Below are 23,216 nucleotides of genomic sequence, written 5' to 3'. Positions count from 1 at the left end.
TCAAAGTTTGCCTGACTACTTAAGGTCTCGCATTTGCATTCTCAACAAGTTAATGAACTTTATTCATCCAGTATTACTACCTTCCGACTTGTTAAACTAATTAACCCCCCCCTTCCTTCTCTTCTTCCTCTACCGCTTAATCAATTCTTATTTTCACTCTGAACTTTTCTTTTCGTTTCTCCGTTTTCCTAATTTTTAGTAAGCGAAACGGACTGCAAAGTTACTGCTCTTTTTTGAATTAAAAAAATATTTTTTGATATTTTTTTTCACTCTCCTTATCGCCTCTTCCTTTTCTTTCTCTCCTTTTCAATCAATCGGGGTGCAAAATTCTGAATTTATTTTTACATTCCCAAATTATTTTTGAAGTTTTTTTCGCCTCGCTCTCAACTCCCGTTTTCCTCTCCTCCTCTTCTTTCTCTCTCAATTAACCGGGGTGCAAATGTCTGACTTTATTTCTACATCTCCAAATTAATTTTACTCTTTTTTTTACCTAATCCCCAAGACCTTGTTTCCCACCTTTTTACTATGCTCCTGCTATGTAACGCTCAGTGTTTCTTCCATTTTTGGGACTGCAAAGGTACGCCTCTTTTTACCCTTTGTCAAGGCCTTTCCCCAAAGTTTTTTAATCCCTATTCCTTACTCCCCTTATCCTCAGCTATTTATAAATTACCCCATCCCTAAAGTTTATATTAGTTCTTCGTTTTGTGCAATAATAATACCTCCTTATTAAAGTTCCAGGTAAGATTATAAGCACTTTTTACAACCCAAATGGTGGTACAGTTTTTTAAATATTCCTTTTTTCCATTCAAAAATCTACAATTAACTTTTTAAAACACATGGACAACAACAACAATAACGGAGTAATGGGCCTGTTTGGCCAGTTCTCAAAAAAGGTAACCAAAGCAACCGGAAGCCCCTATGCTTTTTTATTCGCATTGCTAATTATAATTGTCTGGGCGGTATCGGGCCCGCTGTTCAATTTCTCTGATACCTGGCAATTGGTTATTAACACCGGAACCACCATCATCACGTTTCTGATGGTTTTTATTATTCAGCAATCGCAGAACAAAGACACTATTGCATTGCAGATTAAACTTAACGAATTGATAGCGTCTAGCGAGAAGGCCAGTAACCGGCTGGTAGACATTGAGGATTTAACAGAAGACGAGCTTGAGAAAGCCAAAGGATTTTACAGAAAGCTGGCCGACCTGGCTCAGATGGAAGATGACGCATTTATATCTCACTCAATAGAAGAAGCCACCGAAACCCACGAAGAGAAAAAGAACCTGCAGAAAAAGCGAAACTAAAACCTATATATATAGACAAGAAAAGCCCGCCGATAAATTCAGCGGGCTTTTCTTGTTCTGGCACTTGCTGTTAACGGGCAAATGCCGAAGCAGAGATGTTGTCGTTGAAAACAATACTGGTTGTCAGCTTAACCGAGCGTTTTTCGGCGGTGTTGCTGTATGTTCCCTCAGACGGATATTTGATACCGTAGGGCGACGTTGCGTAATTGGTGTAATCTTCTGTAATTACTTCAGCTGGCGAAAGCGTCAGTTTTTTTCTTACCAGCAACCCACTGGCCTGATCAAAATAAAGGTTATACTTTACGCCCTTGCCATTTAGCTCTACATGGTTAACCTTCTTACCATTGACTGTTTCAGTACCAACAAGCGTAGCTACATAGCCCTTTTTCTGATAATTCCAGAAAGGCAGTATCAGTTCTGTAATTTCGCGTTTCATGTTATCCTGCTCTTTCTGATTCAGGTCTTTGGTTTCATACTGGGTGGCTTTATCGCCAGTACCCAAAGGCACTTTAAACCAACCACTGTTTCCTTTTATACCATATATAAATGTGCGTCGCAAAATAGTTTTCGATTTTGACATTGAACCATCAGCCAGCGAGGCTTTCACATCCATGTCATAATCAGCAGCAGTGCCACTTTTAAAGCTTTGCTTAAGTGTATATGTACTTATGCCGTCCCAGAGCGACTTGCCCCCTGTGGCTTCAACGTACTTATCTAAAACATCTTCGGCGGTCTGCGCCAGAGTTATGCTGGTAGAAACGGCAAATGCGATGATACTGATTACTGCTTTCTTCATTTGTTGTCTGATTAATTAATTTACTATAGAACGTCTCACTTATATTAATCTATATATATAGACCTGTATTACTGATTAAGGTTTAAATTTTTTGGGTTGGCCAAACCGGTAAATTTTCTGGTTCGCCTCAGTGCCAGGCGTATCATTATATACAATGATGTCATTCACCCGTAAATCATGCTGAACAGAGGGGTTCAGCAATTTTACAACCACTTTATGTTTACCTTTAGGCAACTCATAATTCCAGAAAAGCTCATGCCTGCGGGTTCTGAATTCCGTCGGCATCTCAACCGTTTCCATCAGTTTGCCATCAATATAAATTTCTGTGTTTAATACTAAGTCTTTTGTTGTCTGATCTTTCTTCTCGGCAACACCTTTTATTACTACGCCCGTACCTTCAAAATCAAAACTGTATTCATCTTTCAGGCTTTGGTAAACAAATATTTTATCGACCGGATACGTATTTTCAAAACTCTGTTCAAACCTTACTACCTCAGGCTTTTGCAAAAGAATACTTACCTGCGTGCCAGATACCTTACCGCCGTTGCGTTCTATATTCTGCAGGGCATGCTTCATGCCAATTCCGTAAACGTCATTCAACGATATGGTGGTATATTTAAAATCTATATCTTCTGCATCTTTCAGCCCCAACTTCCAGTAAGCCGGTATTTTAGAATACCCCAGCATGGTTCCCAGTATTCCACAGGCAGAAGATGGATTACAGTCGGCATCTTGCCCGCAGCGGGTGGTTATTTCTATAGTTTTGGTAAAATCACCTTTACCATAAAGTAAACCCAGTACTACATAGGCCGAATTCAACTTGGCATCAATATTAAAAGGTGTATAAACGCCATCAGGACACCCCACATCGTCAGACCACCGCTCCTGCAAGGCATACCAGGTTTTTTTCCAGTCGTTCGGATACAACTTGTAGTATTTTATTACATCAGCTATACATTTATAATACTCGCTTTGCTTCGGAATTGTTTTCAATGCCTCATTAATTATATACTCAATGTTATTAGACGTAAAAGCCAGAGTATAACAGGCACCCAGAAAAACGCCCCCATACCAGCCGTCGCCGTAGTTCATGATATGGCCTATTCTGTCTGAGATTTTCGATGCTGTATTGGGCATGCCGGGTGACATCAGCCCGGCGAAATCGCATTCTATCTGATAATCGATACAATCGGCATGCGGATTATGTAACCAATGACCAGACCGCGGAGGCATAATCTGATGTAATATATTGTAGCGCCCGGCCTGATTGGCATGCCATAAAGCATAACCTGCATTGGCATAGGCTTTGGCATGAGATTCAACCGGAGCATCCAGCCCTTCTTTTTCAAGCACATCCACAAAGGTTAAATCCATATACAGGTCATCATAAAGCCCCGGGTTTTCAATCATGGTTTTTCTCAGGTAGCCATCATACCAGGGTATGGGCTGATACTCATTAATAATAGTACCATTGTATCTGAACTCCATGGGGCCACCAAAGGTAACGCCGATGGTCTGGCCTGCCCAGCCACCTTTAATTTTGTCTTGCAGTAGCTCTTTGCTGATTGTAAAAAACTTTTGCTGCGCCTGAGCCGACAAACTGAGGCATAGCACAAGATAGAAGATTGCTTTTTTCATAGGTCTTAATCGGTTTTGAATAGATTCTGTTTCAGATGTTTCAATAAACGGGTTACTTTACCCCTGCCAGTATTCTAAAGCGCAGCAGGGTTTAATGGTATGCAGGCATACAGAAAATGCCACTACCAAACTTTTAAGCATTGTTTTTCGTTAATGATATAAAAGTTTTGAAAATTCAATTTTAAAGCACTAATTTGTTGTTAGAAAGCACAAATATAGAAGTATTTCAGTAATTAAGGCTTTGTTAAATCTCACTAAAGAATTATTAACGATTAAGATGAATTATCAGGTACAACAAGAGGGAGAGTTTAAATATATTGATGAAGGTAGTGGAGATACCCTGCTTATTTTACATGGCTTGTTTGGCGCATTGAGTAACTTTGACGATGTTATTGAGGGTTTCAGACATCGTTGCAGAATAGTAATACCGGTTATGCCTATCTATGATATGCCCATGCGTGAGGCAAGTCTGGAAGGTTTGCAGGCATTCATTGAAAGGTTTATCGCATTCAAGCAACTGAATAATATCATTTTATTGGGTAATTCGTTAGGCGGCCATGTGGGTCTTTTATATACCCTTGCACATCAGGAAACCGTAAAAGCACTGGTATTGACCGGAAGCTCGGGTCTTTTTGAAAACACCATGGGCGGGTCTTTCCCGAAGAGAGGTAGCTATGACTACATTCGTGAACGCGTAGCCTATACATTCTATGACCCTAAAACTGCAACTAAAGAACTGATTGACGAGTGCTTTGAGATTACATCAAGTATTCCGAAATGTATGAATATTGTGCAGATTGCCAAGTCAGCACAGCGCCATAATATGGCTAAAGAAATACCAAACATTAAAGTACAAACCTGCCTGATATGGGGATTGAACGATACCATAACCCCACCCCATGTAGGTTTTGAATTTAACCAGTTACTAGAAAACTCGGAGTTATATTTTATTGACAAATGTTGTCATGCCCCGATGATGGAACGCCCTCAGGAATTTAATCATTACCTGGGCCTTTTCCTCGACAAAATTCAGGAACCCGTGCTGGCATAGTAGTTTAAGATGTTATCTTACCGCCCGCGGGATTATACTAAAAACTAAAAAGAATGACGGCTGCTCAAATTATCAACCACGAATTACCCATCCTAAAACTTACCGACACGGTGGGTGATGCTTTGAGCTGGATGGAGGAGAATCGTATAAGCCAACTGGTGGTTGTTGATAATGAACAATATCAGGGCATTTTAAGCGAAGACATTTTACTGAACTACGATGAAGAACTGGCGATATCGGAAGTAATGCCCCAATATACCGAAGCTTACATTTTTGATGACCAACATCTTTATGAAGCACTGAGTTTAATTTCAAAATTTCAGTTGCAGATATTAGGCGTGGTAGATGAAGACAAAGTGTTTACCGGCGCAATTACCGCAACTGAAATATATAACCGCTTCGGCGAATTACTTGGCGTTCAGGAACCCGGAGCCGTGCTGGTAATTGCCATAAAAAACAGAGACTATTCTCTGGCAGAAATCAGCCGGCTGGTGGAGTCAGACAATGCCAAAATCCTGAGCAGTTATTTTAACGGCAGCGAATTCGGCGAAGAAAACGCGTCAAAACTTACCCTGAAAATAAACAGAAAGAATATTTCTTCAATTGTTGCTACACTTGAGCGTTTTGGCTACATGGTTGAAGGAGCCTACGCGCATGAACCCATAGACAGCATTGAACAGGAACGTTACGATATGCTGATGAAATACCTTAGTGTTTAATTGACTCTGCCTGTTCTACTTTTGTAGTATGCTTTCTTAGCGTTTTTATAATCAATATCAGACTGATGGTGGTCAGAATTGCCGCGGCCAGAAACGGCACTCCCGGAAAATACACCGGTGCGCCCTTTTCAGTAAACCTGTAGAACAGACCCGTCATTAAAACAGGGCCAATAATAGAAGCCACACTGTTGAGGCTGGTGAGTGAACCCTGCAATTCACCTTGTTCATTTGGAGGCACCTGGCCTGAAATAATTCCCTGCATAGCAGGCCCGGCCAGCCCCCCGAGTGCAAAAGGCACCATAATGGCATAAACCATCCAGCCCTCATTGGCAAAACAATACGCTACCGAACCAAATATTGAAAAGGCAAAACCTACATAGATAGCATTTCTGGTACCCAGTTTAGGAATTACCAGGCGCGTAAGAAAGCCCTGTACAAAAGCTATCATTACCCCGATAAATGTAAGAGAAAACCCAACTTCCTGCTCTGTCCAGTTAAACTTTTCTTTGGTAAAATAGGTCCAGGTTCCCTGCGTTGAAAAATTAGATATATACACAAGGAATAAAGCGCCAACCAATCCGGTAATCATCGGAAACCGGCGAATACTCATTAAAGCGCCAATAGGGTTAGCCCGTTTCCAGTTAAATTTCCTACGGTTTTCAATGCTGAGCGACTCCGGCAATACAAAATATCCATACAGCCAGTTCAGAATAGTAAGCCCGCCTGCAACCATGAACGGTGCGCGTGTACCCAGGTGACTTACAAAACCCCCGATAGACGGCCCTATAATAAATCCTAAACCAAATGCGGCACCAATCATACCAAAATTCTGCGCACGTTTGTCAGGCGTACTGATGTCGGCCATGTAGGCGGCTGCGGTTGTAAAACTTGCACCCATTACGCCTGCAATGATTCTGCCTACAAACAACCACCCTATATTTGGGGCAAATACCAGCAACAGGTAGTCAAGCCCAAAGCCAAATAAAGAGGCCAGCAACACAGGCCGACGCCCGTATTGATCGCTTAAGCCCCCCATTACCGGCGAAAACAGAAACTGCATAACCGAATAAGCCGCAAAAAGCCAGCCGCCGTATCGGGCAGCGCCGCTGATATCCACATGTGCCAATTCTGAAATCAACCTTGGCAAAACGGGGATAATTACACCAAATCCGATGGAATCAATTAAAACAGTAATGAGCACAAACGAGGTGGCAGCACTTCTTTTGACAGACATAGTTCAGTTTGGTAAGTTTTGTGCAAAATAATTGATTTTCAAAGATAAAACCGCTCTGCTACCTGAAATTTATATCAATATTAAGACAATTTAATATGTTTCTAAACTGCCGGGGTATAGCCAATACAGCTTGGAGTGTTTTTAAAAAACAAAGAGCGCTCCCTTGCGGAAGCGCTCTTCTATATTTCTGCTTAATTAAAATCAAGAAATAATTTCAGTTACCTGACCAGCACCTACTGTACGACCACCTTCACGAATCGCGAAACGAAGACCTTTATCCATTGCAATGGCATTGATCAATTTCACTTCGATAGTGATGTTATCGCCAGGCATAACCATTTCCACACCTGCAGGTAGAGTAATTTCACCTGTTACGTCAGTTGTACGGAAATAGAACTGTGGACGGTATTTGTTAAAGAATGGCGTGTGACGACCACCTTCTTCTTTGCTCAATACATAAACCTCAGCTTTGAAGTGAGCATGTGGTTTAACCGAACCTGGTTTACAGATAACCATACCACGTTTGATATCGGTTTTCTCAATACCACGAAGCAATAGACCAACGTTATCACCAGCTTCACCACGGTCAAGGATTTTACGGAACATCTCTACACCAGTTACAACTGATTTCAAGCCTTCTGCACCCATACCAAGAATTTCAACAGGCTCACCAGAGTTGATTACACCAGTTTCAATACGACCAGTTGCAACAGTACCACGACCAGTGATTGAGAACACGTCTTCAACCGGCATCAAGAATGGTTTGTCAGTTGCACGAGCTGGAAGTGGAATGAATGTATCAACTGCTTCCATCAATTGTTCGATAGTAGCAACCCATTTAGGCTCTCCGTTCAAACCACCAAGAGCTGAACCTTGAATTACTGGGATATTATCGCCATCGTATTTATAGAATGACAACAAGTCACGGATCTCCATTTCAACAAGTTCCAATAACTCAGGGTCATCTACCATGTCAACTTTGTTCATGAACACAACCAATTGAGGTACACCTACCTGACGGGCAAGAAGGATGTGCTCACGGGTTTGTGGCATAGGTCCATCAGTTGCAGCTACTACAAGAATAGCACCATCCATCTGAGCAGCACCAGTTACCATGTTTTTCACGTAGTCAGCGTGACCAGGACAGTCAACGTGAGCATAGTGACGATTAACTGTTTGATATTCTACGTGCGCTGTATTGATAGTGATACCACGCTCTTTTTCTTCCGGGGCGTTGTCAATAGATGAGAAATCTCTTTTATCTGCCAATCCTTTCTCAGAAAGCACCTTTGTGATGGCAGCTGTCAATGTTGTTTTACCGTGGTCAACGTGACCAATAGTACCAATGTTTACGTGAGGCTTGCTACGGTCAAAATTCTCTTTTGCCATGATTATTGAAGTCTAAATATTAGATTTATTACAAATTAATTAATTTTCACTTTGATGAGCCTTCTTGCAGAACAGTTTTTGTACTTGCCAAGTTTCCCGCGTATGGAAGAAAACTCTTATTTTAAATTGTAAACCAGATTTCCGCAACTCATATCCTGATTTTACTGATTTACTTTTCTTGAGGAAAGAACTATCTTTTGGAATTCGAGCATTCAATATAAGACAGTCTAGAATTTACTCGTGTAAACTTTTCCTAAACAAAAAATGCTCTTTTCAAAGTTAGAGCCTTCAAGCAGGATTGAACAGTAACGACTGCCGCTGCCAACCTCTTCCTTACCAAGAACCACTCATTTCAAAGTTAGAGCCTTCAAGCAGGATTGAACTGCCGACCTCTTCCTTACCAAGGAAGTGCTCTACCACTGAGCTACGAAGGCTTTTGTTATCGAGCGGGAGACGGGTCTCGAATCGTTAACGACCGAACCGCCGCCACCTAAAACTTGAATCGTCTATCGCTTTCGAGCGGGAGACGGGTCTCGAACCCGCCACCTATAGCTTGGAAGGCTATCGCTCTACCAAATGAGCTACTCCCGCTTAATTTCAATAATTCGTGATTCGGAATTCACGATTAATTATGGTGGGGGCGGATGGATTCGAACCACCGTAAGCGTAAGCTAGCAGATTTACAGTCTGCCCCATTTGGCCACTCTGGTACACCCCCATAATTTTTATTGCCACCCGGAACCCTTAACAAAGAACATTCTGTCCGAATGGGAGTGCAAAATTATATTCTTTTTTTTAATTGTCAAATATTCACCCCCAAAAAAAATCAATTCTTTTTTATTTTTTTTTCGACCCATTACTTAAAACCCAAAAAAGGGCGAAAACTCACACGTTTTCACCCTTTTTTTGTTGAAAAAATTACAGTCTGATACCGATTGTCCAGGCCTGTAGGCCTGACGCATTTTCCTGGCTGCTCTTAAACAACTCACCCATATCGTATCGGCCAAAGAAGGTAATACCTCTGCGCTTGCCAATCTCTGCCACCAGACCATACCTAAAATCGTTCAGGCCATAGTTATCTTTATCAATTTCTTTCTTGCTGCTGTCGCTGTACTTCAACTTACGGTAACTACCTACTCTATACCCGACATAGCCACCCAAGCCTATTTTAAATTTAGCCTCTTCAAAACCGAAATTGAACATAATGGGCAAATTAAGGCTGGTTACCACCAATTTACTTTTATTGAGGTCTTTGGCCGATTTGAAAAATTCTATCTTCCCGGTGCTGTTATCAATATAGTTGTTACCTTCAAACATAAAATTGTTCCAGGCAATCTCTGGGCCGTAACTGATAGCAAAATCTACCTGCTTGCCATTAATAAGCGTGGCATTTCTCTGGAAAGATAATGCCACAAAGCGCGACCCCCAGGTTTGCAAATCAGGCACCGTTGAAGGCCCATTAGCCCAGTTATTCAAGCCCAGATATATTCCAAAGTCTGACTTCGAAAAAAACCTGCTATTGCTGCTTTTCTTTTCAGGCTTTGAAGACCAGGTTCTGGTCTCGTTACTTTTTTCTTCTTCATTATCTCTTTTATCAGACCTGCTCCAGTGGTCATTGTCTTCTTTGTCTTTTCTGCTCAAGTCGCCGGCATCGCTGGTTATAATTTTCACGCTTCTGCCATCTGCTGCCGCAATTACCAAAGTATCCTGCTTAGCGTTGTTCTGTTCAAGCAGCGCTATTGTTCTTCTTCTTTCTGCTGAATCTACCCCCAGGGTTTTCAATACATTCTCCAGATTAAGATTGCGTGGTAATTCAAAATCTTTATTGCCCGAGGTATAAACCGTTACCCGTTTCTTTACACCCTTATCTGTAAACTCTACTATGGTGGTATCTTGCTTAAAAGCTGCCTTTACCGAGAGGCCTCCTAATAATATCAAGAGGATTAGTCCAATTCTTTTCATTATTTTGTTGCTAATTAAATTTTTCTGCTCAAACGGGTTTCTATTAATTATCTGAAATCTTCTTCTCTTTTCTGCATTCTTACTATACGGCGTTGCACAAAATCCCTTACGTCTTCCCGCTCTTCTTTAAACAAACCTTCATCTACACGAGCTACCGCATCTTTTACGCCTATTCTTTTTAAGTCTACTTTTTCACCGTATTTAAAGTTTTTGTATTCGCCATACAATTTGGCAAGGAAAGATTTATCTTTTTCGGCCTTTTCTTCTGCCAGTGCATTGTTGCTTTCGTTCCGTGCGGCAAGCGAGTTATCTTCAATAGGTGTAACAATGAGTGTTACAGATTCGCCCAGATGATACTTTGAAGCAGCCGATGCAGGTTTCTCTTTAAGAGCAATTGTATTTTTACCGGCGAGCGTTTCTAAAGGCAAAGGTTTCAGTTCATCTTTAGCATTACTAGCCAGTGCATCCGCTGCCTGCGGTGTATCTATTATCACTTTGTCATCTGAGGCTGGCAGTTTTAACGTTTCTTTATTGGTTGTGGCGGGTTTGATCTGTGCAACGGTAATTTTGCCGGCCGTTGCCTGTCTGCCAAGCTCAGGGGTGTTGTTTTCTGCACGGGCAATTAATGCCTCGTTCTCCTTCACTTCCGGCGCTGCTGGCTGCTTAATTGCCTCAACTTTTTTAGTACTGGTATTATTGGCCACCAGGTTGGTGCCCGGGGTATTGTTTTGTGATAGAACACCTATGGTAAGTACTGCCACCACACCAGCTGCTGCGGCATAGTATGCCCAGTTGCGGTTGATTGCAAAAACTCCACCGCGACGTTTGGTTTGTTTTTCCTGCAAACGCGCCTGAAATTTCTCAAATGCTTTCTGAGAGGGTTCCTGGCGATGCTCGGCCAGTTTTCTGGCAAAAAGTTCGTCAATTGGATGTTTCTTCATTTTTATAACTGATATTTTCATATCCCCGGCCGATTCGTCGGCACGCCCTGAAAGGGGAAATATTAAACAACACTTTTTTCTACTTTCAATAATTTACTCTGCAAAATGGCTCTCGCCCGGCTTAGCTGCGACTTGGAGGTACCTTCTGAAATACCCAACAGCTCGCCTATTTCCTGATGATTATAGCCCTCAATGGCATAGAGGTTAAAAACCATTTTATAGCCATCGGGTAACTGGTCAATCAGCCGCATTAAATCTTCAGCCTCCAGGTTTGTGCTAAACGCCGACGCGCTGGGTTCTTCTATGGCATACTCAAGCTCAACAGAAATCATTTTTTTGCTGCGCACATACATCAGCGCCTCGTTAATCATGATTCTTCTAACCCAACCCTCAAAACTTCCCTGAAACGTAAATTGGTCTATCTTATCAAAAATTTTCATAAACCCTTCAATCATTACGTCTTCAGCCTCCATTTTATCTCCGACATACCGATTACAAACTGCCAGCATCTTAGAAGCAAATTTCTCGTATAGCCGAGTCTGTGCTTTCGGATCCTGCCGCTGTACCGCCTTTGCGAGGTCGTATTCGTTAGTGAATAAAGATAAAATTCTGGTCATAAAATCATACGTTCAAAAGCAAGATGCAAAAAACTATTGAAAGGGTTGCGTGCAGAACAAAAAAATATTGCAAAGCCTAAAATATTTTTTTGCTGCTGTGTATTTGCAAAACAACAGACTGGGCAAAAGCATTCCAAACTTATTTATGGACGAATGAACCGCCTGCTGATTAGTAATAAACGCAGCCGGTTTAATTAAATAAAGTTTTTTTTCAGATTTCTTTGGGAGTTTAGTTCAATGCTTGTACTTTTGCACTCCCAAAAGGTCCTGTGGCCGAGTGGCTAGGCAGAGCTCTGCAAAAGCTTCTACAGCGGTTCGAATCCGCTCGGGACCTCAAAAATTCAAAAAAAGCACCTCAAAAAGGTGCTTTTTTTGTGGCATAAAAAAAAGTGTTGCCAAAATCAGGCAACACTTTCCGACATATTTAAACGTATTACTAACCTTTTTTTCCCTTTGTTGGTTTTGTTCTCTCTTTCTCCTCTGTCACTCCGTTAACGGTTACTGTATATTTCAGATCACAGGTGCCGTCTCCGTAATCAACGGTTTTAGTATCCCCCGAGAACGGTTTAATTTCGATGGTTCCACTAACCGGGAATCCCTTGGCATTATTGCACGAATGTTTCACAACCAGTGCTTTGGTTATGGTAGACGTAAACTGGGTACCATCGCTGGCTTTGGCTGTGGTTGAACCCGTCGTCTGAAACTCGTCATCTTCTTTGCTGGCGGTTCCTTTGTTATCAACCACGCGTTTTTTAGTGCTTGTGTAAGTAATTACCTTGCTTGTATTGGTATTGGTGATAGACACATTGGCCATTTTCTCGTCGGCAGTGGCTTTTCCACTGGCCAAAGTGGTAGTAATGGTATGTGTACCATTCAATACCAGTGTATCACGTTTCAGGTTTTCATAAGTTACGGTTCTGGTTAGGGTACCCGTAAAGCCGGAGTCTGGTTTTACCGGCATGGTAATCGTTAACTTACCTCCTACCTCTTTATCTTTGCACACGCCACCGGCCTCCGCCGTGTAGTCAAACACAATGGTAATTTTATTGTCGGCCACAGTTTTGGTTACTTCAGCGCAATTATCAAATTTGCCTTTCCAGGGCTTATCCCAGCCTATACCCAATATCGGGAAATGCCCCCCACCCGGTTTACCACCATCCGGGCCACCCGTCTCACGGAAATTGCGCCCACCAAATGGCAAAAATGTTATGTCGTCTATCAGATCATAAGCATCTTCCGACTCGTCCTGAATTGTCTGATTATCGGCTATCACTGCCGACTGCGCATCCGGTGTAAGTGAATTGGTGTCAGACTCTTTGGTACAACTAACTACCATGCCCATTGCCAAAGCAATTGCACCCAATTTTAAAGAGTAATTTTTCATCGGTTTTCTGTGAAATTTAAATAGTGAACAAATGCAGATAAGTGTACACTTTTTACCATAATCAGTTATTCAGCCAGGTTAAAGTTTTCGTCTCTGAAGCAATGACGAACACCCCACTAAAAATGGTTGCACGCGCCTTATTAAAATTCGTGAGTGCCTGACCATCAACCATTTCGGTACTGATTGCAAAAAATTGCACTTTATTACTGAATGATATTTAGAAACAAAGTTTAGTTTGCAAATGCCCGAAACGATACTTTACTTTTGTAGAATGGAACAACAATCTGAATCTGAAAGTATCTTCTCTTTTCAATACTGGCTTTTGTGTATCAGTTCACTGGTCTTCTTTGCGAGCTTCAATATGCTTATTCCCGAGCTACCCGATTACCTCTCAAAACTGGGTGGTGCAGAGTACAAGGGTCTTATCATTAGTCTTTTTACCTTAACGGCCGGGTTTTCAAGGCCTTTCAGCGGCCGGCTTACCGACCGCATCGGCCGGGTACCTGTAATGGCCTTTGGCTCGCTGGTTTGTTTCGTATGCGGATTCTTTTATCCGTTGGTTACATCTGTTATGCCTTTTTTGTTTTTACGATTAGCGCACGGGTTCTCTACCGGCTTTAAGCCAACAGGCACTGCTGCCTATATTGCAGATATTGTACCGGCATCAAGAAGAGGAGAAGCAATGGGTATGCACGGGTTGATGAGCAGTTTCGGGATGGCCTTTGGCCCCGCACTTGGCAGCTGGATAGCCGATACCTTTTCTATGAATGTCTTGTTTTATGTATCGTCTATGTTTGCGCTTATATCCATTGCTATTTTATACAACATGAAAGAAACCCTGCCTGTAAACCAGCAGGAAAAACTCAGTTTAAAAACATTGAAAATTACGCAAAGTGATATTTTTGATGAGATGGTGCTTCCGGCGGCTGTTGTTATATTTCTGACGTCTTTCAGCTTCGGAGCCATTGCCACGCTATCGCCCGATCTCAGCAAAAGTATCGGGCTGCACAATAAAGGGCTGTATTTTCTGGTATATACCCTGGCCTCTTTATTTATACGTTTTATGGCCGGTAGAATATCTGATAAAAACGGCCGTGTGCCAGTGCTGCGCTGGGGCTGTTTTGCACTCATAATTGCCATGGGGTTCACGGCATTTGCGCATAACATTTATCTGTTTGTAATTGCGGCTGTTTTCTTTGGTATGGCACAGGGGGTGCTGTCTCCTATTTTGCAGGCATGGACAATCGATTTGTGCGATGAACACAACCGCGGACGCGCCCTTGCTACCATGTATATATGTATGGAAGCAGGCATTGGTCTGGGCGCTTTTCTTTCTGCCGAAATTTACCAGAATCAGCTTTATCGTATGTCCTATGCTTTTCTTATCATGGGCGGGCTTGCCATTCTGGCTTTCGGTTATTTGTTTACAGGTAAGGTACGCCGTATGAAGGAGGCATTCTAAAACCAGGTCTGTTCAAGCTTACCAACGTATTTATCGGTAAGTTTGCCTGCCAGATGCGTTTGAAGGCTGGCACTTACGTTGGGATACAGATGCAGGGTGCCCAGGTCTGCAATATCAACCCACCTGATGTCGATGGCCGAGGTATGCTCGGGGTTTAGCGCTGGTGTGCCTGCCGTAATTTTTCCCTCAAAAATAAAATGGATACATTGCTTCTGATGCTCTGAAAAATGCACCTCTCCTACCATTAGCAGCTCGCCTATCTGTGCTTTAATGCCCAGCTCTTCTTCCAGCTCGCGCTCAAGTGCAGTGGTGAGCATTTCTCCATACTCCAGATTACCCCCCGGTAAATTAAACACGTCCTGTCCTCCATACTGGTAATGCATGGTTAATAACTTATCATCTTCTAGAATGACAACAGCCGGTCTGATTTTCATAGCTATTCAACTCAAAGTGGATTTTTCTAAGATGATGAATTAGTGAATGGTAAATTAGCGAATAACGGGTAATCAATTCACCATTCATAATATCATCATCACGAATCTAATAGGTTACTATTTATTTCAATGCAGTTTCGTAAAACTTGTCTGCGTCTTTTTTTAGTTTTATTAACGATTCTTTGTGGATATACATCATGTGTCCGGCCTCAAAATACGTAAAACTTACATTTTTCTTTTGTTCGGGGCGTAGCATCATGTGGTTAAAAGTATATTCAGCAGCAAAATAGGGCGTGGCCAGGTCATAATACCCGGCGGCTACCCATACCTTCAGGTACGGATTCTTGGCCATAGCCTGGCGTAGCGTTTCGCTTACGTTCAGGTATTTGTTCTGCACGTTATTGTAGTTCCAGGGTTGAACACGGCCCGTCAGAATCAGGTAGGGTATATCGTTTTCGTATTTCAGTTCCTGCCGTAAATACTGATTAATGGTACCCGAATAAGGGCCCGAGATTGTGGCATCAAGGCTGGGGTCAAACTCATATCTTTCTCCGGCGTTATCATAATCAATTCCGGTAAAGCGGCCATCCAGTCGCCCGGCTGTTTTACCATCGTCACGCAGCAACTCTTTTACAAAACGAAAGATGTCAATCCTGTTATTGGCATTTTTTATAAATTCTTCAGATAACCCCGTAAACCTGCTCAGTTTATCAGTTACCATATTTTTTTCGGCATCACTGGCTAAATCGCCCTTCATTAATACAGTTGCGTAATCGTTCAGCACAAACTTCTCAACCTCGCGTAAGGTCTTCTGTAAGTCGCCCTGATACTCCGGCGCTATCTTCTTATGATACCAAGCCATTGCGGTATACGTTGGTAAGAAAAGCTCGAAAGGCAAATCGTTTCCCTTATCAAAAAGGGCAGTCTGGAAATTGAGGATGGACGATATCAAAGCTACGCCATTGATATACATATTGTATTTGTCTTGCAGATACCCCGATAAACCTGCTGCACGGGTAGTGCCGTAGCTCTCGCCGGCCAGAAACTTGGGCGAAGCCCAACGACCATATTTAGTAGCATGCAGCCGGATAAACTCCCCTACCGATTCTATGTCTTCTACATAACCCAGAAATTGGCGTTCGTTTTCGCCCTGCGCGGCGCGGCTATAGCCTGTGTTTACAGGGTCAATAAACACCAAATCAGTCTTATCTAACCAGCTGTACTCATTATTGATATACGAATATGGCGGAGCAAGAGACTCTCCTTTGTCGCTCATGGGTATTCTTTTAGGGCCTATGCAACCCATGTGCAACCAAACCGAAGCTGAACCGGGGCCTCCGTTAAAAGTATAAGTAACCGGACGTTTAGACAAGTCTGTTACCCCATCTTTAGTGTAGGCAACAAAGAACACATTAGCTTTTGGCTTCCCGTTTTCATCTTTTACAACCATGTAGCCGGTGCGCGCAGTATAATTAATGGTTTGCCCGCCAATAACTACCTGGCCTTTGGTTTCAACCGGTGGTGGCACAACCTGAGCAGCAGCCGGTTTTTCGTCAGCTTTTTTTTCCGGTGTCTGGCCCAGGGCGGCCAGGCCAAGCCCTACTAATAAAATAGTATATCTTAGTTTGTTCATGTATGTCTGGGTAATTGTCTGAAAGCAAAAATATAAAAATTAATAAATCAGGCTAAAAAGTAGATACAAAAAAGAAAACAATTGCCATGCGGTAAGAAATAAGACCCACTTAAAGCCTGAAACCTCTCAGAAAGTCTTCTACGTTCATTCTTTTTTTACCTTCCAATTGTAGTTCTTTAATACGCAACAGTTTATCGGCACATTTAAAAGCCAGAAAAGTCTTGTTATCGGTCTGCATTCCTCCGGCCTCCAAATCAGGCGCGTCGGTATCTGTCATTTCAGAAAGATATACTTTGCAGGTTTTACCTGCAAGGGTTGTCCATGCGGCCGGATACGGCGATAACCCACGAATAAAATTCTGTACTTTCTCTGCTGGCTGGCTCCAGTTAATCTCACAGGTTTCTTTAAATATTTTGGGTGCGGGGCGTAGTTCATCATCTGAATGCTGCGGCAATTGCGGATAATCTCCAATCTCAATTGCTTTAACTGTTTTTAATACCAGGTCGGCGCCTCGTTCCATCAGCCTGTCATGAACTGTTCCGGCGTTATCGTGCGGATAAATCGGTTCCTTGTCTACAAAAATAATATTACCTGTGTCAATTTCCTGTTTTATAAAGAAAGTGGTTACGCCTGTTACGGTATCGCCGTTAATAACTGCCCAGTTAATCGGCGCAGCGCCTCTGTACTGCGGCAGTATAGAACCATGCAAATTAAAAGTACCCTTGGGTGGCATATTCCAAACCACTTCTGGCAGCATTCTGAAAGCCACCACCACCTGCAAATCTGCATTGAAATTTCTTAGCTGCTCCAGAAACTCAGGATTCTTTAGCTTTTCAGGTTGCAAAACAGGTACATTCTGCGACACCGCATATTTTTTCACAGGTGTTTCGTTCATTTCCAAGCCCCTGCCCGACGGCTTATCGGGGGCTGTTACCACCGCTACTACTTCACATCCGTTCTCTATCAGCTTCCTTAAACTCGCCACTGCAAAATCTGGCGTACCCATAAAAACTATTCTCATATTTTATCTGTTGTATAGTTACATGGTATCAAATATGTAGTATCAAAAATACATCAATTAAAAAAATCTTTGTACCTTTGTTATCTAAATTACACAAATGAACCAAAGTCGAGCAAATAAAGTATTTTTTCGAGTAAAATTCAGGTAGTTTCTTTGATAAAATTCAAAAATTTATCAGGAACGGTCGAATTTTCGCCGTTCTTTTTTTGTCTACCCCTCAGAACAAAGGGGTTTTTAAATTTATAAGCGATATGTCAAAAATCCAGTATTACACAGAAGAAGGGTACAATAACCTTAAAAATAAACTTCAGGATCTTAAAACCAAAGGCAGAGCGGATATTGCACGCCAGATTGCCGAGGCTCGTGATAAAGGCGACTTATCTGAAAATGCGGAATATGACGCGGCAAAAGACGCTCAGGGCCTGATGGAGATGGAGATTTCGAAGCTGGAAGAATTGATGGCCAATGCACGTATCCTTGATGAGTCAACTATCGACACCTCTAAAGTTTCGTTGTTGTCTAAAGTAAAAATAAAAAATAAGAAAAATGGCGCTTTGATGACCTACACGCTGGTGTCGGAAGAAGAAGCTGATTTGAAACAAGGTAAGATTTCAGTAAACTCACCTTTCGGAAAAGGTTTGTTCGGTAAAAAAGTAGGTGAAATGGCGCAGATTCAGGCGCCAGCCGGATTAGTTGAGGTTGAAGTACTGGAAATCAGCAGACAATAGAACAAAAATCTTTACTTTATAGCTTACTAGTGAAAGGCCATTCTTATAGATGGCCTTCGCTATTTTAAGGCATCATCAAGCGCTTTTCTCCAGCTTCACTGCAAAAAGTTCTTTTGAGCGAGTAAGTAAAGTACCCACTACAACCAGCGTCATTACTCCTCCAAATATAACAGTAGGCACTGCCCCGATAAATTTGGTCAATAGCCCCGACTCAAAAGCCCCGAGTTCATTAGAACAACTGACAAATATACCACTTACCGAATTAACACGCCCGCGCATGTGGTCTGGCGGTAAAACCTGCAGAATTGTCTGTCTTATAACCACACTAACGCTGTCAAAAGCACCAGTAAGAAATAATGCCCCTACTGATAACCAGAAACTGGTTGACACCGCAAATACCAATGTGGCAAGCCCGAAACCGGTTACAGCTATCAGCATATTGCGCCAGGCTTTGCGTGTGGGCGGAAAATACGCCGTACCCAACATAGTAAGCACCGCACCTAAACCGGGCGCGGCACGCATAATGCCCAAACCCTGTGCACCAACGTGCAGAATATCCTTGGCAAATACCGGCAGAATAGCCACCACGCCCCCAAACAGCACCGAAAACATATCCAGCATAATGGCGTAAAAGAGTATTCTGTTCCGGGTTACAAAACTGATGCCTTCTTTCAGGCTTTTGAAAACATCAGCCTGCTTCTCTATATTCTGGATACCCTTTTTTGAGATGCGCGAAACAAAAATGAAAGCAGTCAAAAAAAGAAGTAATACCAGTATCAAAACATTAGTTAGCCCAAGCCAGCTATACAAAAACCCGGCTGAAGCCGGCCCCAGAATAGAGCCTGTCTGCCAGAACTGGCTGCTCCATGAGGCCGAGTTTGAATAGTGTTCGGCCGGAACCAGAAACGGCTTCAATGAAGACCAAGCCGGGCCGTAAAACCCTCGGGCTACACCCAGAAAGAAAACCGTAAGATAAATAAAGTTTTTTTGCTGAGCCAGGCTGAATCCGTGGTCGGTAGAAGGATGAGTTACCCATAGCAAAAGCAATGAGCACATCATAATAATGGTATAACAAACCTGAATGATGGTTCGCTTATCTTTGCGGTCGGCAAAGTAACCCCCAAACAAAGCCAGCGATATATACGGAATTGCCTCAAAAAGGCCAATCAAACCAAGCGAAAGGGGGTCGTGTGTTATTTCATACAGGTAATAACTTACTACCACCTCCTGTACCAGAATGGCAACTGTAAATATAAACTGAGCCGTAATAAAGTATCTGAACTCCGGGTACCGGAGGGCGGCATAAGGGTCCTTTGCTTGTTTCATGTTTATTTAAAATGAGGCATAACACCCATTGGTGTATTCGACCTTTTAAATTGCTGATTATTTACGCTTATTTTATTACAATTTTTAGCCCGAAACAGTTTTGATATCAGCCAATACTTTTTTGATTTTAAGCCAAACGGCGCTCAATTGCTGATTTTATGAACCCGTTTTATTCAAAGTAAATATTTTAGACTAACTTTGGCTAATCGAAATTTATGAATATGAAATTGTTAAAAACAACACTTCTCTCTATCAACTTACTGTTATTTATTGCTGCCAAAGGGCAATTTCAGAAAAAAGAGTTCAGCCGTGACGACACCCTCCGTGGAAGCATTACGCCAGAGCGCAGCTGGTGGGATTTAAAATACTACGAACTGAGAATCAGTGTGAACCCCACCGAAAAATACTTGTCGGGCAGTACTACTGTTATGTATGAAGTGCTAAAACCGCACAAGGTAATACAGATTGACCTGCAACCTCCGCTAAAGGTTGACAAAGTAACACAAGACGGCAAAGAGCTGACTTTTAAGGTAGACGGCCATAATGCCTACATGATTAACCTGACCAAAAAGCAGGTAAAAGGCAAAAATGAATCTATTGTAGTACATTATTCGGGCAAACCTATTGTAGCAAGACGCCCACCTTGGGATGGCGGCGTGCAGTGGGTAAAAGATGCTGATGGCAACGACTACGTGGCTACGTCTTGCCAGGGTCTGGGTGCCAGTGCTTGGTGGCCGAACAAAGACCACATGTATGACGAATGCGACAGTATGCTGATTGCCATAACCGTACCTGAAAAACTGAAAGACATCTCTAACGGCCGCCTCCGCAGGGTAGTTCACAATACCGATGGCACCAAAACGTTTGAGTGGTTTGTTAAAAACCCTATTAACAACTACGGTATCAACATGAATATCGGTAACTATACTCATTTTAATGATACATTTAAGGGTGAAAAGGGTGAACTGACCCTTGACTATTACGTATTGCCCGAAAACCTTGAGAAAGCAAAGGAACATTTTAAACAGGTGCCCATGATGCTGAAGGCATTTGAGCACTGGTTTGGGCCTTACCCTTTCTATGAAGACGGCTATAAACTGGTTGAAGTACCTTATCTGGGTATGGAGCATCAAAGCTCGGTTACCTATGGTAATAAATATAAAAACGGGTATCTGGGCAGAGACTTATCTGGCACAGGCTGGGGGTTAAAATGGGATTTTATTATAGTGCATGAGTCGGGCCATGAATGGTTTGCCAATAATATTACTTACAAAGATATTGCCGATATGTGGATTCATGAGAGTTTTACCAACTACTCAGAAAACCTGTTTACCGAATACTACTTTGGCAAAGAAGCCGGCGCAGCTTATGTGATTGGCTGCCGTAAAAACATCGAAAACAAATCGCCCATTATAGGCACTTATGGCGTAAATAATGGTGGCTCGGGCGATATGTACTACAAAGGCGGAAACATGCTGCATACTTTGCGCCAGATAGTAAACGATGATGAAAAATGGAGACAGGTGCTGCGTGGATTAAACAAGACGTTCTATCACCAGACCGTAACTACCAGACAGATTGAAGATTTTGTAAGCCAAAGCAGCGGTAAAAACTTCAGTAAAGTTTTTGACCAATACCTGCGAGACATCCGGGTTCCGGCGCTTGAATATAAAATTGAAAACGGCAGGTTATCTTACAGATGGGGGAATTGTATTGAAGGCTTTGATATGCCCGTGAAAGTGTCTGTTGATAACGGACCAATGGATTTTATTTATCCTGCCACCAGTTGGAAGACCTTAGATAAAAGCAATGTAAGCGACATTGCGCTGGACAATAACTTTTATGTTGCCATTAACAAGGTAAACTAACGCACCACAGCCAGTTTACCTACATAACTTTCAGAGCCATCGGCAGCGATGCTGAAAACCATATATACACCGGACACAGTACGGCTGACTGACGAATCTGTCAGATTCCATGAGGCCGTACCTCCATTTGATTTCGTTTCGTAAAGCAAACGGCCAGCCGCATCGGTAATTTTCACCACGCTGTTTTCTTTAAGGCCTGAAATGGTTAATACGCCCTGAAAATCAGGCCGGATAGGATTAGGATAGATGCTCACAGAACTAAAATTTTCTTCAGGTTCTGTAGCATCGGTCTGATAAGAAAGCAAACCCTTTGCGGTTAAAACAAAAACCTCTCCCGTTTTGGTGTCGATACTTAAACCGGTTATTTCTTTGGCCGGTAAAGGGCTGTTTTCTTCAGTAAAATGCTGAATCAACTCATCAACCGAGGGGTTAAATAAACTGAGCCCGTTATTAGTACCAATCCATTTTCTGTTGCCACCATCCACTACTATTTTGTTTATGGTTTCCTGCAGTAAAATTCTTCTACCCGCACTATTAAAAGGAGTATAGGCATCTACCGGTCTTGAAAAAACATCTCTTGCTGTTATTACCGCTGCAATTCCGTCGTTCGTACCAATCCAGACCACGCCATCCCTGTCAATAGCAAGCGTATTAACTTTGCTATTGGGCAGGTTCCCCGCGTTTCTGCCCACTGTATATAAGCGTGTTTGCTGGGTGGCATTATCTGCTACCCTTACACCGTTTGGTACGATGTACCACCTAAACCCGTAAGCATCTGTTATATCTTCGGTGTAAACAGGTAACTGATTCAGGGGCAGTGTATTCCAGGTTTGGTTATCAAATACATTACCAATCGTGGCAGCAGGGGCAAAAATCTTTGAGCCTGAATAAAAAACGTCGTTGAGTTGCCCGGTAATACCGTTGGGCGAATAACGCCTGAAATTACCCTCCCAATTACTCACCAGCCCGTTTTCAGCGTCAGCAATCCAGAGCATGCCCTCTGCATCTGTTTCCATTTCAACAGGATTAACAATCAGAGGGTCGGCAGGATAGGCTTTTGGTACAAACAACTGGTTATTGGTTACTGGCCTCCAGTTACCATAAAATTGCAGATTCACATCGGCGGCATATCTGGCTCCCAGAATACCGTCAGAAGTAAGTACAAAAATGCTGTCGCGTGCAAACAAGATTTGTTCCATGCCCAATTCTTTTCCTCCGCTACCCAGGTTCTGGTAAGTTTCTTTTATTTCGGCCTTTCCAACATCCAGAACCACCAGGCCAAAGTCAGTGGCCAGATACGCAAAGTCGCCCTTAAACTCAATGGCATTAATACGTTTGGCGGTCTGAATAGTACCGGTGTTTTTAATGAAGTTTATGTTTTCAATTTTAGCAGGCAAGCCGTCGGCATCCATTTTTATTAAGTCAAGGTTGCCGTTTTCATACGCCACCAATAGCGTTTTAAGGGTAGGGCTATATCTTATCTGTGTAGGATTTGCTTCTGCCAGACCATCTGCTTTAGATAATTTAATGGCCTTCCTGTTAAGTTTATCGTAGTAAAAGAAGCCATTGCCCGAAAAAGCAAACACCTTCTTTTCTACCACTTCTACCCCTTTCAGATTCACATAGTTGTTGTGTGTCCGCCAGCTTTTGGTCGGAATCTGCGCCCAGGTCTGAAAGGCCCATAAACAAAACAAAAATCTAAGCAT

At 42.5% G+C, this 23,216-nt stretch carries 19 protein-coding genes and 4 tRNA genes; 7 read left to right on the top strand and 16 right to left on the bottom strand.

Annotation, left to right across the window (positions count from 1 at the left end; translation table 11 throughout):
• The first annotated feature begins 836 nt into the window (after positions 1-836).
• A complete protein-coding gene (locus C0V77_RS21430; RefSeq protein ID WP_101728433.1) occupies positions 837-1,307 on the top strand; it encodes a low affinity iron permease family protein in 471 nt (156 codons plus the stop codon).
• A 70-nt stretch (positions 1,308-1,377) separates the two neighbouring features.
• Here the strand turns inward: C0V77_RS21430 and C0V77_RS21425 are convergent, their stop codons facing one another.
• Both C0V77_RS21425 and C0V77_RS21420 read right to left on the bottom strand, forming a co-directional pair.
• Positions 1,378-2,103, bottom strand: coding sequence for a hypothetical protein (locus tag C0V77_RS21425; RefSeq protein WP_101728432.1), 726 nt, complete (start codon positions 2,101-2,103; stop codon positions 1,378-1,380).
• A gap of 75 nt (positions 2,104-2,178) precedes the next feature.
• Positions 2,179-3,741 carry an ADP-ribosylglycohydrolase family protein gene (locus tag C0V77_RS21420; protein WP_101728431.1) on the bottom strand — a complete coding sequence of 521 codons (1,563 nt, stop codon included), beginning with the start codon at positions 3,739-3,741 and terminating at the stop codon, positions 2,179-2,181.
• Positions 3,742-4,018: 277 nt separating this feature from the next.
• Between C0V77_RS21420 and C0V77_RS21415 the strand changes: the two genes are divergently transcribed.
• A complete protein-coding gene (locus tag C0V77_RS21415) occupies positions 4,019-4,792 on the top strand; it encodes an alpha/beta fold hydrolase (RefSeq protein ID WP_101728430.1) in 774 nt (257 codons plus the stop codon).
• 53 nt (positions 4,793-4,845) lie between these two features.
• The gene (locus C0V77_RS21410; RefSeq protein WP_101728429.1) at positions 4,846-5,511 is read left to right on the top strand and encodes a CBS domain-containing protein; all 666 of its coding nucleotides are present in this window, start codon (positions 4,846-4,848) and stop codon (positions 5,509-5,511) included.
• Here C0V77_RS21410 and C0V77_RS21405 read toward each other — a convergent pair.
• The 8 genes from C0V77_RS21405 to C0V77_RS21370 all read right to left on the bottom strand — a co-directional run bounded on the left by C0V77_RS21405 (position 5,501) and on the right by C0V77_RS21370 (position 11,654).
• A complete protein-coding gene (locus C0V77_RS21405; RefSeq protein WP_101728428.1) occupies positions 5,501-6,745 on the bottom strand; it encodes a TCR/Tet family MFS transporter in 1,245 nt (414 codons plus the stop codon). The two genes, C0V77_RS21410 and C0V77_RS21405, sit on opposite strands and share 11 nt — an antisense overlap.
• Positions 6,746-6,946: 201 nt before the next feature.
• Positions 6,947-8,134 carry an elongation factor Tu gene (gene tuf, locus C0V77_RS21400; protein ID WP_101728427.1) on the bottom strand — a complete coding sequence of 396 codons (1,188 nt, stop codon included), beginning with the start codon at positions 8,132-8,134 and terminating at the stop codon, positions 6,947-6,949.
• Positions 8,135-8,496: 362 nt separating this feature from the next.
• Positions 8,497-8,568: transfer RNA gene (locus C0V77_RS21395), tRNA-Thr, on the bottom strand.
• Between the two features lie 84 nt (positions 8,569-8,652).
• Positions 8,653-8,725: transfer RNA gene (locus C0V77_RS21390), tRNA-Gly, on the bottom strand.
• 41 nt (positions 8,726-8,766) lie between these two features.
• Positions 8,767-8,852, bottom strand: a tRNA-Tyr gene (locus tag C0V77_RS21385).
• A 200-nt stretch (positions 8,853-9,052) separates the two neighbouring features.
• Positions 9,053-10,096: an outer membrane beta-barrel protein gene (locus tag C0V77_RS21380; RefSeq protein ID WP_101728426.1), complete on the bottom strand. Its 1,044-nt coding sequence runs from the start codon at positions 10,094-10,096 to the stop codon at positions 9,053-9,055.
• 47 nt (positions 10,097-10,143) lie between these two features.
• Positions 10,144-11,037: a hypothetical protein gene (locus C0V77_RS21375; protein ID WP_143706154.1), complete on the bottom strand. Its 894-nt coding sequence runs from the start codon at positions 11,035-11,037 to the stop codon at positions 10,144-10,146.
• Positions 11,038-11,099: 62 nt separating this feature from the next.
• The gene (locus C0V77_RS21370; RefSeq protein ID WP_101728424.1) at positions 11,100-11,654 is read right to left on the bottom strand and encodes an RNA polymerase sigma factor; all 555 of its coding nucleotides are present in this window, start codon (positions 11,652-11,654) and stop codon (positions 11,100-11,102) included.
• Between the two features lie 263 nt (positions 11,655-11,917).
• Between C0V77_RS21370 and C0V77_RS21365 the strand changes: the two genes are divergently transcribed.
• Positions 11,918-11,988 (top strand) — tRNA-Cys (locus C0V77_RS21365).
• 102 nt (positions 11,989-12,090) lie between these two features.
• On the opposite strand, the gene C0V77_RS21360 is transcribed toward C0V77_RS21365, so the two are convergent.
• Entirely contained in the window at positions 12,091-13,038 is a 948-nt protein-coding gene (locus C0V77_RS21360; RefSeq protein ID WP_101728423.1) for a hypothetical protein, read from the bottom strand.
• 271 nt (positions 13,039-13,309) lie between these two features.
• Here C0V77_RS21360 and C0V77_RS21355 point away from each other — a divergent pair, with 271 nt between their 5' ends.
• Entirely contained in the window at positions 13,310-14,500 is a 1,191-nt protein-coding gene (locus tag C0V77_RS21355; protein ID WP_101728422.1) for an MFS transporter, read from the top strand.
• Here the strand turns inward: C0V77_RS21355 and C0V77_RS21350 are convergent.
• The 3 genes from C0V77_RS21350 to fmt form a co-directional block, all read right to left on the bottom strand.
• Positions 14,497-14,934: an NUDIX domain-containing protein gene (locus C0V77_RS21350; protein WP_101728421.1), complete on the bottom strand. Its 438-nt coding sequence runs from the start codon at positions 14,932-14,934 to the stop codon at positions 14,497-14,499. The two genes, C0V77_RS21355 and C0V77_RS21350, sit on opposite strands and share 4 nt — an antisense overlap.
• A gap of 121 nt (positions 14,935-15,055) precedes the next feature.
• Complete coding sequence (locus C0V77_RS21345; RefSeq protein WP_101728420.1) at positions 15,056-16,567, bottom strand: S10 family peptidase; 1,512 nt, start codon at positions 16,565-16,567, stop codon at positions 15,056-15,058.
• A gap of 109 nt (positions 16,568-16,676) precedes the next feature.
• Entirely contained in the window at positions 16,677-17,588 is a 912-nt protein-coding gene (gene fmt / locus C0V77_RS21340; RefSeq protein ID WP_229236344.1) for a methionyl-tRNA formyltransferase, read from the bottom strand.
• 251 nt (positions 17,589-17,839) lie between these two features.
• Here fmt and greA point away from each other — a divergent pair, with 251 nt between their 5' ends.
• A complete protein-coding gene (greA, locus tag C0V77_RS21335; protein WP_101728419.1) occupies positions 17,840-18,316 on the top strand; it encodes a transcription elongation factor GreA in 477 nt (158 codons plus the stop codon).
• Positions 18,317-18,391: 75 nt separating this feature from the next.
• On the opposite strand, the gene C0V77_RS21330 is transcribed toward greA, so the two are convergent.
• A complete protein-coding gene (locus C0V77_RS21330; protein WP_101728418.1) occupies positions 18,392-19,642 on the bottom strand; it encodes an MFS transporter in 1,251 nt (416 codons plus the stop codon).
• A 221-nt stretch (positions 19,643-19,863) separates the two neighbouring features.
• Here C0V77_RS21330 and C0V77_RS21325 point away from each other — a divergent pair, with 221 nt between their 5' ends.
• Positions 19,864-21,510: a M1 family metallopeptidase gene (locus C0V77_RS21325; RefSeq protein ID WP_101728442.1), complete on the top strand. Its 1,647-nt coding sequence runs from the start codon at positions 19,864-19,866 to the stop codon at positions 21,508-21,510.
• On the opposite strand, the gene C0V77_RS21320 is transcribed toward C0V77_RS21325, so the two are convergent.
• The gene (locus C0V77_RS21320; RefSeq protein WP_101728417.1) at positions 21,507-23,216 is read right to left on the bottom strand and encodes a T9SS type A sorting domain-containing protein; all 1,710 of its coding nucleotides are present in this window, start codon (positions 23,214-23,216) and stop codon (positions 21,507-21,509) included. The two genes, C0V77_RS21325 and C0V77_RS21320, sit on opposite strands and share 4 nt — an antisense overlap.

The sequence above is a fragment of the Emticicia sp. TH156 genome (assembly GCF_002855535.1).
Taxonomy (GTDB): Bacteria; Bacteroidota; Bacteroidia; order Cytophagales; family Spirosomataceae; genus Emticicia; species Emticicia fluvialis.
Note: the sequence above shows the minus strand (reverse complement) of the source record. Positions and strands in the feature narration are given on the sequence as shown.